This window comes from Brenneria alni, from assembly GCF_003666245.1.
GTDB lineage: Bacteria > Pseudomonadota > Gammaproteobacteria > Enterobacterales > Enterobacteriaceae > Brenneria > Brenneria alni.
In genome coordinates this window covers 1-12,466 of sequence record NZ_MJLZ01000067.1, presented here as the reverse complement: position 1 = coordinate 12,466, position 12,466 = coordinate 1, and the positions used below count along the sequence as shown (strand labels likewise).

At 51.3% G+C, this 12,466-nt stretch carries 5 protein-coding genes; 3 read left to right on the top strand and 2 right to left on the bottom strand.

The genetic code is table 11. The annotated features are described in order from the left end of the window. Positions 1-449: 449 nt before the first annotated feature. Complete coding sequence (locus BIY29_RS18965; RefSeq protein ID WP_121576582.1) at positions 450-1,451, bottom strand: 3-oxoacyl-ACP synthase III family protein; 1,002 nt, start codon at positions 1,449-1,451, stop codon at positions 450-452. A 12-nt stretch (positions 1,452-1,463) separates the two neighbouring features. Next, on the bottom strand, positions 1,464-3,158 hold the full coding sequence (locus BIY29_RS18960; RefSeq protein ID WP_121576581.1) for a thiamine pyrophosphate-binding protein: 1,695 nt from the start codon (positions 3,156-3,158) through the stop codon (positions 1,464-1,466). 1,132 nt (positions 3,159-4,290) lie between these two features. Here BIY29_RS18960 and BIY29_RS18955 point away from each other — a divergent pair. The 3 genes from BIY29_RS18955 to BIY29_RS18950 form a co-directional block, all read left to right on the top strand. Further along, positions 4,291-9,921 carry a hypothetical protein gene (locus tag BIY29_RS18955; RefSeq protein WP_205680380.1) on the top strand — a complete coding sequence of 1,877 codons (5,631 nt, stop codon included), beginning with the start codon at positions 4,291-4,293 and terminating at the stop codon, positions 9,919-9,921. Between the two features lie 15 nt (positions 9,922-9,936). Next, positions 9,937-10,068 carry a hypothetical protein gene (locus tag BIY29_RS20895; RefSeq protein WP_276310302.1) on the top strand — a complete coding sequence of 44 codons (132 nt, stop codon included), beginning with the start codon at positions 9,937-9,939 and terminating at the stop codon, positions 10,066-10,068. Between the two features lie 939 nt (positions 10,069-11,007). Continuing rightward, positions 11,008-12,466: Ig-like domain-containing protein (locus BIY29_RS18950; protein ID WP_121576580.1), on the top strand; the 1,459-nt coding region annotated here is incomplete at its 3' end.

Below are 12,466 nucleotides of genomic sequence, written 5' to 3'. Positions count from 1 at the left end.
GTCTATAAGTTTGTCAACTGTGTTTTATTATTTATTCACAGGGGGTTGATTAGTATGGTTAAATGTTAAATGGCTTGTGTTTTAGATTTTTTTTTCATCATCATTGTGAATTAATTAGTATTTAATGAAAGTTTTAAATTATCATCTTTCATATAATTATATGGCTTATTATTTTATAAATGATAATTATCATCTGTCTGGATTTTTATTATTATTCGGTGGCTTGATGTTTGCAGATTGAGACAGCCTGTCGAGATTGAATAAGTTAGGTACTTATTAATATTGATCGCAGATACAAGGATTTGCCATCGTTTTAAAACAAGTCAAAAATAACGCCCATCCCCTGTGCAATCCATAGTTAATCAGAAAAGTACGGATTGCATAGTGGTCTCGTTTCCCGCTCCAATTCTTGTTCTATAGATGTCCACAGATGTCTGTAGGTCTATGATTCAACAGGGTAATCGCTCTGTTTGGCTTATTCGGCAAGGAAAGTCATGCCATCGCAGCAAACAGGCCGTCGCGGTTGATGTCGCTCCAAACCCCATGGTTATCACCAGTTGTCCGTCGCGCAAATGAAAATGCTTTGCCATATCAATAAGAGCGACCGTGTTTAATGCCGCTCCCAGGCTTCCGTAGCGCGAGAAAGTGGAAAAGATTTTTTTGCTGTCTATTTGCAACGCCTTCGCCGCTATTTGATGCACCCAGTGGACAGGTTCGTAAATATAAAATGCGTCAATATCCGACAGTTGCAAATCAGCGGAACGGCAGACGCCGGTGCAACAATCAACAATCGTTTTCGGCATATGGTTAAGAATATAATCTCCTGAACCTGGGGCCGTCCTGATATAAGATATGTTGTTGTCCTGCGTACCATCCACATATTCCAGCGCCTGATAATCAGAAGTGGATACCGAATAAGACGCGATGATTTCCGGCCCGTTTCCCCGCCCGATAATCATACTGGCGGCGCCATCGCTGAGTAATTGCTTTGCCGGTTCGTTCTCCTGAAAGAAATGGCGATAATTACAACCGGTCACTATAGCAATTCGCTGATAACGTTCTGACAAAATCAGGGAACGGGCAATTTCCATTGCCGTGCATCCTCCCCCCGTACCGACATTGATGCCAATTGAGGGGCACTTCAGTCCCACTCTATTTGCTAGCAGACCGGATTCCAGCGTCAAAATATCATTCGGCCATGACTGGCTCAATATCAGAAAGTCAATGTCGTCAACAGACAATCGGGCATATTCAATCGCATCCCGAAAGCTTTCATCGAGCAAAATATCAATATCCCGTTTATCGTCAAGGGGCCAGATATGTCGCGTACCCGCCTCAAACTGATAAACGTTAGTGCTGAACTCAGTCGCTAATTCGTCATGGTGCTTGATATCAATCCGTTTCTCAGGCAATACGCCTGCGGCGGATAATATTCCAGGAAACTTCAGCATAATATCTCACTCCTAGAGGGACTTAATTGTATTGATCCGATCAAGCAATGGCGGCTGCGCATCTTTATCGATCAACACATCAATAACAGCAGGAACGCCTTTCAATATGGCTGCACGTAGTGAGGTTTCCAACTCGTCCGCCTGTGTGACCCTGACGCCATCCGCGCCCAATGCCGTGGCAAACAGCGAAAAATCGACCTGGGGGATAACACAGTCCAGCGGTGGGCAACCTAGCAGGCTCAATCCTTGCCGACACATGTTGTATGCGCCATCGTTCATTATTAGCCAAATAGCCGGTAACTGATAACGAACAGCGGTGCTGATTTCATTATTCATCAACATGGAACCATCACCGATGATACCAAGGGTGGTTTTTCCTGACGCGCTCAGGCCCACGATCCCGCAAGCATAATGGGCCATGGCGCCCAGCGCGGTACAAACACGGTAGCGGTTTGGTTTTTGAAAATGTAAATATCTGTTGGTCCAAACAAACGTATTTCCTGCGTCTGCGGCGATCAGACAGTCATGTTGTTCAATGGCTACCTTTTGAATAATCGCCATTACCTGCTGTGGATGAACGACGCCATCCTTAACCGGTATTGGATCCTGTTGTTCAGGTTCCTGTTCTCGGCGGAGTATCTGGGGATTATGATAAACGGCGATTTTTTTTAGTTTATCATATACTCCGTGCAGGAAATCAGATATTTCAGCATCAATAATAACAGCGTTGGCGGAAAGGTTGTTTTTGATATCCTCATTTCCCAGACCAATATAATAAACATCAACATTGGTCATCTGATTTTGAATATATGAAGAGCTAAATTCTCCCAGTTTCGAACCCAATATAATAATCGTCTTCAATGATGGGTTATTTAGCGTATTTCGGATTTTTGTGCCATCGGAGCCTAATCCAGTGCTGCCGATATAAAGCGCATGATTCTCAGGGAAAATCCCTTTTCCCCTCGGTGTAGACATTACCAGTGTATTTGTTTCAACAGCAAGGCGAGTTAATATTTCCGCCGCATGACGGCAACCAAATCCACTCCAGAGAATAGCGCCTCCGACCGCAAGCGCATCCGCTATTTTCTGTTGCTGATTTTCAGCGTTATTATCCTTTTGGTAAGGCGTTGAAGCGGGTGCTATGCGTGCTAGATTTATTCTATTATTTTCTTTTAAAACTTCTTTTTGAATATTTGTAGGTATAAAAATGCCCAACACATGGCCATAAGATGTTGTTGTGTTATTTATGGCGGTTATTGCTTCCATTAATTTTTCTTGTCTGTCAACAAAGACAATACTATCAAAAAAACCGCTGACACCATCGCCTGAGAGGTTGTTGATGTCTTGATGGGTGGTTTGCTGCAATCCCCATTTACCATTGTGTTCCTCAATGGTGGTTGCTGAAATGAATATCACTCTTGCGCCATCCAGCTTTGCCGCACGCAATCCTGTCAAAGCATTGGTAATCCCTGGCCCGGAAGTGGCAAAAGCGACGGCGGGGACATTGTTATATAAACTGTACTCTGAGGCTGAAAAAGCGGCACCGCTTTCATGTCTGCAATGGATAAGCTTGAGTGGTGATTCTGTCAGTGCTTCCCACAAAGGAACAATAAATCCACCTGAGACGCCAAAAGCAGCTTCAACGCCTGCTTCTTTTAAACTATCGACTAATGCTTTTATAACCGTCTGCTGTGTTTCTTTGTTCATAAAATTTCTCCCATAAAATACAAATGATTACGGCCATTTAATATGGTGGAATTGAGTGTTGATAATTAGCATGATCTAAATATTTTTTATCTCCAGTTGAAAGTGTAGTAGGTCTTTGAAGAAATGATAAACATAAGAAAATGCTTTAAGGCGCTCATCTGCCGATCCGATTAAGTTAGGGGATGTATTGTGCCGCAAGGTCTTCGTGAGGGTTGGCTGTGTTCTGATATTTTATTTTTAATTGCACCCGTTTCCAGGGATGGTATATCTAACTTAATTTATCAACTCTAATAATCACCTATTTAATTTATCTCTATTGTATATTATTTAATTCCTAATTATTTTTAATATAAAAATTCTGACGGATATTTATTATCAGAGCTGTCTCCAGGTCAGGCTTTGTTGCGCGTAAAGATGTCCGTGGCAGTCAATGGCTGGTAAGAAGATTCCGGTGTTGGGAAGGTATCATACTCGTCATACTTCAAGTTGCATGTGCGTTGGCTTGTGAACTGTACCCAGAAGTTGGATATTTCTACAATATAACCATCGGTTACTTATGGTAACACTTTTGCTTTAAACAGCAGATAAAATTGAACTCTGAGTAAAAATAAGTTTATTTTTCTAAGAAGTCCAATATTGTAATTTTATTATACAAAGCCCAGGAACCTGCCACTCTGATTGAACACTATTATATCAAGCAACAGGATCACGTTGCAGAACAAGGTAAATCTGCTCGTTACGGATTAGCGCCCAAGTCTGACATGTAATTTTTTCCGTATAGCCAGCAGACATTTAGCTTGCTGAAATATTTCCTAACGAAGATATAAGGTGTCCTATGTTCAAAATTTCTTCATCCGGAACCACCCCGAACGCGCCCCAAGACCTGGATTCAAACGAGTCAACGCCTTCTTCTTCACAATTTCCATCTCCCGTGCAATTTTTCTCTCCTTCGCCCGTTGGGGCTGGCGCGGACTATGATCGGGGACTGGAATTACGCCCCCTTTCATTTCGAGCCGTAGAGAATGTTTGTACTCGCGGCAGAGGCGCTCTGAGCGCGAATGCTCAGGCGCTGCAATTACAAACCTGCTTGTCTCGAGATGGAAGGCGTGTAAGTATCCGCAACAATACAGATGTGGCAGGGGTTATTAACGCATGTCTGGCGAAACGCCCCCCCGTTCTGAGCGAGTCCAGCCTCGATAATGGCGGAAAACTCCTGCGCTACGCTGCGGTACCCACCGAGCCTCGCGCACCGCGCAACGAAGCCTTTTTTACGAATGTGCCTGGCATGTTATTAGCGGCGTTGACGGTGCATCCGTCCGTTGAACAAGGCGCCGGAGGGGAACTGACCGCCGATCGGATAGCAGCCCGGCTCGGTGAACCGCCGATTGGACTGTTGACCGGCATCTGGCAGACGGCCGATGGCCAGGCATATCTGGAACGCGGCGGTGTTGTTCATACGGCTGACAGGGAAGATCGCTGGACTCCTCTAACGTTGCCTGACGCCGGTTCGCACACGGTTGTGCGCATGATCGGGCGACAGGCCGATGGCGCAGTCTACCTCCATAATGGCGAACATCTCTGGCGAGCCAGCGGTACGACTGTCGTTCCTGTGGAAACCGATCCGCTCCCGAAAGGTGCGGCTGTGCGCGTCAGCGCCGACGGCAAGGCGCAGTTGCTCCATGATGGGGCAATTATCGCTGACGGCGCTGTTCGCCCCATTGAACTCTGGAGATCAATGGTCGACAGTCAGGGAATTGAACAGAGTCCTGCCCGGCCCGTCGATCTGCTACCGTTGCCGCATACCAATACCGCGCTTATCCTCGACGACAAAGGACGCGTTTATCAAGCCAACCTGAAAGGCGACGGGGCGGTTGAAGCCCTGCGGCTGACGTTGTTCTCCGGCCAGGAACAGGGCGACGGCTGGGCTGTTACCTCAATGGGACTGTCTAAAGACAACACCGTCCATCTGATGTTGGAGGATCGCACTGGGCGACGTATGAGTTTGCAAAGAGCAGAGGGCGAGGCGCGATTCCAGTCTGCGTATCTGCTGGATCGCCCTTTGTTGCTGATTCATACGGAAGGTCTGCATACCCCTTCTGAGACGGCGGTACAATCGCGCATCCAGATCGACGGACATGCGCAACTGGGGCACATTGATGGTGTTTTGCATTATCAAGCCGATCCCACACAGCCCTGGGAACGATTAAAACTTCCGGGGGGCGAGCCGCTGACTGGCGTAACCTCACTTCATGCCAATCCGTCGGGTTTCATCGATCGGCGTCCCACTTTCGCCTATCTGGGCGATTCACAGCAATTGGTCGAACTGAAACTGGAGGGGCGTACTTCCTGGTTGCCAGCCGACGACGTCGCGCCGCGTCATCCGTCGGGGGGGCCGCTGGCGATCGTGCCGGACACGGTAGAACTGCGCATTCAGCCGCTCACCCGTTTCAATGAACCCGTGCAGGCACTGGCTGTCCATAATAATCGCCAAAGCGTCGCGCTGACTGAATCGGGGCGATTGATTGCGGCAGGGGGGGGCGAAGAACCGCATAAACTTCCTCATTTGACACGCCCCATGGCGATAGCGATCGGGCTGGATGACCAGTTACATGTACTGCATAAGCCCAGAAACGAATTGCCGCAGTTACAACGCCTTAGTCGTGAAGGGGTTTGGGAGCCGGTGCCAATCGTGTTGCCCGGTTCAACTCAGCCCACGGATCTGCGCACCACCAGAACCGGGCAGATACAGTTACGGCTGGGAAGCCACTGGCATACGCTACTACCGTCGATGACCGCATCCGATAGCCGTCGTTTACCGGCGCGCGTGGCGCCTACGCCAGCGGATGGCGAACCCGCATCGGCAGACATCCCCTCCGGGACGAATGCCAGAGTCAACCGGCAACAGCCCAGCCGTATAAGTACGCCGCATCACGACGCACTAGTGTCCACAACATTGCTGGGTACGACGGCGAACGATCCCTTGACGCCAACTTCAAACATACGGGCCGTCGCCGATACAACGCGCGCTCAGGCGGGCGCGTTAGCGCGAGATGTTCTGGGTAAGGTGGCGGTAGGAACGTTCCGGACGGTCACGCAAAAGCTGGGCATTCCGCTGCCGCCGACAGCGCAGGAAAGGCGTCTTGCCTGTTTTCATGATGAGGCCAGGCAGGCATACGACGCGGCTAAAGTGCTTTTTAGCAATCTACCGACACTGGCCGAAGTTCGCATTGCCTCAACCATGGGGCCTGGTGATCACGAAAGGTTCGGGTTGTCGCCGGAACAAGGAGACCGCTTACTGACGTTGCGCGAGGAGAAACTGGAAGCGTTGCTGCGCGACCTGCGCAAGATTGGCTTTCACGAAGGCTTGATTATGGGAGATTTGGGGTTTGGCGAGAATAATGATGACCCTATCTCAACCTCCTCCACGCCGACCTTCCGGCTGGCTGAACAGTGGCGGCGGCAACGATCGAAATTGGACAATACGCTCTCACACGTCGGCCTGTCCAAAACGGAAGACGTGCTGCCAGATTTGAGTAAAAGCCTGCGAGCATTGGCTGGCGCCGCAGCTTACCATCCAGAGCGTCTTGGTGAACGTGAAGCTGAATTGTTGACGGTTTTATCTGAGGTCAGCGAGAAAATGAAGCGTGCAGGCGTCCGCCTGCCAGCCGATGACGGGCATGTCGACAATGCCAACGCAGGTGTCCGTTATGGCCTGAAAACCGCCGGATTGGTCGCCGGATTGGTTGAGTATGATGCGCTGTTGCGCAGCGCAAGCAGTGAGGCGCTGGATCAGGCTGAACGGCGCCAGCAAGACTCCAGGTTGTCGGCATTGTGTAAGTTGGGGATGACATCCTGGCATCAATTGGAGGCCTTCGATGGTGTCGTGACGGCTTTCCGCGAACAGATAACGCTACCCGGTTCCGCACGCCGGACACAATTACTCAAGAACCTGGGATTAGAGCATGACGCCAAGCCAGACGAGATGGCCTCACGCATGTCTGAGCTGCTGTTTGATCTCTTCAACCGCAGTACCTTTTTCTCCACGCAAACGCGTGGGCTCGAGCTGCGTGGCTCACTGGGTTCGTCCGCCTGGACACAACTCAATGCATTCAGTGTCGGCGTTACCGGTGAGGATCACCACGTACTCGGTGTGGAGCGAATCGGTGATGGCAAGGAGGGTGATGCGGGACTGGTGGCCTTTTTTGTTCGCCATGCAAAAGCCAGCTCATCCACGACAGCAGGGGTAGGCATCGACTTCAAGCCGGGTTCCGGCACCGGTCTGCACACCTACGACACACGCCCTGGCCGTTCCATGACGGCAAGCTGGGGGGGATCAGGCTCTCTGACAATGTCTGGAACCTATCAACATGGCCGGGGTGCGGCGGCGATCATCGCGCCGTCCTCGATCCCCGATTTTGTACGCCTGTTATTCGATGTTCACAGTCCCGATCCCACTCAGGTTCTTCGTACCGGCGTGAACGGCGGCTCCATCGGCCTGGATCTTTTCGAGACTAACCTGAGCGCGTCGGCAGCGGTGAACGTAAGCGCGTCGCCGTTTAGCCTCAGTCAGCTTTATGGTTCACAGAAGCCGTCTGCTGATCCGGCCAATCTTGCCGCAGCCGGCGCCAGCAACCGGCGCAGCACCACGTCGGGTTCGCTTGGGGCGAGTGGAGCGGCACAAGCTGGCGCTCACTGGGGGCAAATGGAACTGCATCTGGATCATGCCTGGCGCGAAATCATCGGCCTGGAATTCCAGGGGCGTACCGACTTCAACCTTGAGGTTAATTCCGCCTTGAATCTGGGGGGGACGTTGTCTTCGGCGCTCGGCAATAAACCCGCGCAGTTGATCAATACCTCCACCAACAGTGGCAACCTGCAACTGGCCGGCATCCGCGTTGCTTCCAGCGATGTGCAATTGCCGACTGACGCCGTGGTGGACGACACCCGTCGCGGGCCGTTCCTGTCGACGGCCAGCTACAAACGTACCTTTGATACTGAAGCCGCCAAGCCGATCACGGCTCAGGAGTGGGATCAAATGCATCAGCGCCTGAGCAGCGTGTTTCCCAAAAATATCGAGGAGTTCGGATCACTGGATTATCCGGCCACCCCCGGCGATCGTATCAACACGATCGAACGCCTGCTCGATCGCATCCAAAGCCCAGTGGCGCGTGCTATAGAGTCCGGCGGCGCGATGGAGGGCGCAGCATTGAGATTCCAGCGTGGTCTGGCCGCCAGGGAGATGCGCTCCGCCGGGAACAACGTGTGGTCGGCTGCTTCTGAAATAGATCGCTCGTCTGCGGTGGAAATGCTGCATCAGTTACGTCAGCAGGATCAGAGCGCTTTACAGCACAGAGCCAGGGTGATCCCCGGCGCACGCGTGGAGTTCAACTTGTTCGGGCGTGAATCGCTGGAGACGGTGGTATTCCATGCGATCGGCCACCTGGGGCTTGGCAGCAAACTGAATGACCTCGGCGATTTGCGCCGGAAAGTTCCTGGTCTTGATCAGGTTATGCGTAGCTTCCAGAGCATTCCCAATGTCAATCAGGTGCGTTATGTCTTCGAGATGCGGCCACAGGCAAGGTTCGCTATCAACGATGCGCTGATGGCACGGGAACATCAGACTGCGGCTCGCTCGCTTGGATTGCCTGAACCGCAGAACAGCCTGGATTGGCGTACTGTCCTTGATAAAATCAGGACTACGCCTGACTTGTATCGGTTGGCGGCAATCGCCGTACACAATACCGACGAAAACCCGGTGACCACCCGTTTGGGATTACCATTGCTGACTGTTACATCCACAGGAGCGGCTTCTCACCAACTGTTTGAAGCAGAGATTCAGTTCCGTTACGGTCTTTATGACGACTTACAAGGCGTCGAGGTGCTGGAGGCCGGTAGCCGGGCCTTGCAGATGCCGCTGCGAACACTACAGCAGTCCGGCATCCAGGCGCTTGGTCAGAGGACCAGCGCCGGGGAGGTGCCATACGGCCCTGCGTCGCCGCGAAAAGGGACGGCGACACAGGCCAGACTGGTTGAACCCGAACCGCACGAACCACAGCAGCGGATTGGGGATAAAATCCAGCGTATGCAATCGTTACGCAACCGCGAGGCGGACGCCATCTCTTCGTTCCAGAAAGTTCATGAACGGGCGAGCGCACATATCGAAAGACTGCTTGACAATATTCCGGCACTGCCGGGAAGCAATACCGAAATCAATGCATCTGGATCATGGACTATGCAAAAAGCGGTCGAGTCTCTTAAGAACAACCGCCAGATATTGAACAATGCAGTTGAAGCCATGCGCCAAAACGGAGGTTCGTCACATGTGGTTGCCGAAAAACAGGAGGGACAGCAGAGCAACCCGAAATGGAAACATTTGGACGTTATCGAACAAAGTCGGCGTTCACTCGGCCAGGCCATAGAGATTCTGGCCGGCAAAGGGGCAGAGGCTTGTATGGAGAGCGAAAACGAACTGAACGAGGTTTCCGGGCATATCGATGAACTGGCCGCCAAACGGAAAGCGCTGTTAGCGTATTCTGAAAGCGGCAGCCTGAGTCACGAGGAGGTGGCGCAACAGCTCCAGAACATCGATGCCATGCAACAACACATGCGTGCGAGTTTGCTTGGCGAGCAGCAGGCAATGCAGGCTTTCGCCGCGCAGTTGGATAAGGCAATCGGTGCTGCAGCCGAGGGAGATCAGCGCTTCAGCGAGGCGGTTCATACCGCCGTAACAGCCGAGCGTGGCAAAGAGAAGGTAGCCTTGTAGGATAGTCATGTTGTCATGCACCTGCTCCTGACCAGCGAATGTCGTCTGGCTATGCAGGTGCAGTTCGATCTGGCGTGTTTACAGACATGGCTGATGCCGGATTTTTGCTGGAGGAGAGAGGTCAACGAGGCAAGCATCTGGTTCTGACTTAATATTCAGGGCCAGAGCTTCGTACTCTCAAATACAGCTCGCTGGCAGGGGAAAACGCGTATCTCAGGGTCGCTACCTGAAGGTGGGAACAATTTCAGGAACGGATGAAAATTTAATATCGCGCCTACTAAAATTCTGGTCTGTATAATGATCTTTTATTATTAGCACACTGTCATTAACTTGGTTATGACTGAGATGTTGTTGTAGTAGTTTCTCTCAATATAATCACCTGTCGCTTTTTCATGTATGTCGAATGACCTGAAAAACCGGTTTTTCCCCTGGTCATCGTTTAAAGTATGCCAATAAATTGAGATTTTCATGTTCAATTCGTTGGATGAGCGTTTTATCCACCAAGATTTTTCTGTTTTTCTGTTTTTCTGACTCAGTCTTCAGCGAATAGCCTCCCATTCATGTTCCTTTTTAACTTCAAAAATTATACTAATTATGTTGGCGCTTCCTCTGAGCCTTGACGCCCGTTTTAGGTTGATATCGAAACAAAATTTAGTCGCGGCGACGTTTTTTGACGTGACCTTAAGTAAAATTTTTTAGGGTTCCACCTTGCATCTCGTCTTGCTTGTGCTAAAAAAAATAGACAGTCTGCATTTTTTATAGATGATAATTTCCATGAATTGTCTAGAAAATATAATAAAGATGAGAGTTGCCCGAATATATAGAAGGAAGACAACTCAGCGGCACACGGCTACCTACCGTTTAATACATATTTATCTTTTCTAAAAAAGAAATATTTCATTAACCAGGATGCTTTTTTCTTCCAGGATGATTTCGTATGAGATATTTTCATGTTGAATTGGTTTTTGTATTAAAAATTAATTCACTGTGAGGACTCTTTTTGCCAGGAATATATCAGTTATGAATTCAGTTATCCTTTTTCAATACTAAGTATTTTTCAATACTTCAGTTGGGAGTGAATGCTAAATGAATGATTTCTCTATTACCACGAAAGAAAGTGGTATTACCTCTGTGGTTAATGCCACTTCCGGGGAATTGAATTTGTCTTCTCCTTCCATTGTGAAATTGCAGGCTAGTCGGCAAGACATTGCCGCCATGACTCGCTCTGGCAATGATTTGATCGTAGCATCGCACTCTGGTGAAAAAGTGGTGCTGAAAAACTTTTATATTACCGGAAAACAAGGTGCCAGCGAATTGGTGCTGGAAAGTGAAGATGGTGCGCTCTGGTGGGTGAAAGATCCTGCAACTCAACCTCAATTTGAATCTATTTTCAGTATTGATGAGATTATGGCCGGGGCGGAAGGGGCAGGATTCGCTGGCAGTACTTCACTGCCGTACATTCTGGCCGGGATCGCCGGTGTGGCGGGCGTGGCTGCTATGGCTGCTAACAGTAACAGCAATAGCAGCAACAATAACAATGATGAGCAAGACACCCAGGCACCCGAGATACCGACAGTAAATATCAGTGAAGATGGCACCACCATTAGTGGTCAAGCAGAGCCGGGCAGCACGGTTACCGTGACGCTGCCGGATGGTTCGACCACCGAAACTGTAGCCAGCGTAGATGGCTCCTGGCGCGTCGACCTTGATGATTCGCTGACCAACGGTGAGGCAGTGGCGGTGGTGGCGACTGATCCTGCGGGGAATACCTCCACTGCTGTGACCGTGACTGCGCCGGATGTTACCGCACCGCCTTCTCCTGCCGATCTGCTGGTGGCGGAAGACGGCGCGTCGGTCAGCGGCAGTGCCGAAGCGGGCAGTACGGTGACGATCACCGATGCCGCCGGGAATGAATTGGGCAGCGTAACCGTGGGTGAGGACGGCAGCTTTAGCGTGCCGCTGTCACCGGCGTTGACCAATGGCGAGGCCATCACTGCCATCGCCACCGATGCGGCGGGGAATCCTTCTGCCGCAGCCACCGTGACGGCGCAGGACACCACCGCGCCGGATGCGCCGGAGGCTTATATCAGCGACGACGGGGCCACGGTCAGCGGCACCGCCGAGGCGGGCAGCACCCTTACGGTCACGCTGCCGGACAACAGTACGCAGACCACGACGGCGGCGGAAGACGGCACCTGGAGCCTCACCCTGCCGGACGCGTTAACCGCCGGGGAGCAACTGACGGTGACCGCCACGGACGGGGCGGGCAATACCTCCGCGCCGGTCACGGCGACTGCCCCGGATCTCAGCGCCCCGGACACCACCGCGCCGGATGCGCCGGAGGCGGCGGTCAGCGCCGACGGGCTGACGGTAAGCGGTACGGCGGAGCCGGGCAGTACGGTGACGGTCACATTGCCGGACAGTTCCACCCTGAGCGCTACGGCGGATACGTTTGGCGTGTACAGCGTTAATCTGCCGGTGGCGCTGACCAACGGTGAAACGGTGACGGTGACCGCTACCGATGCGGCAGGGAATGTCTCCGCAC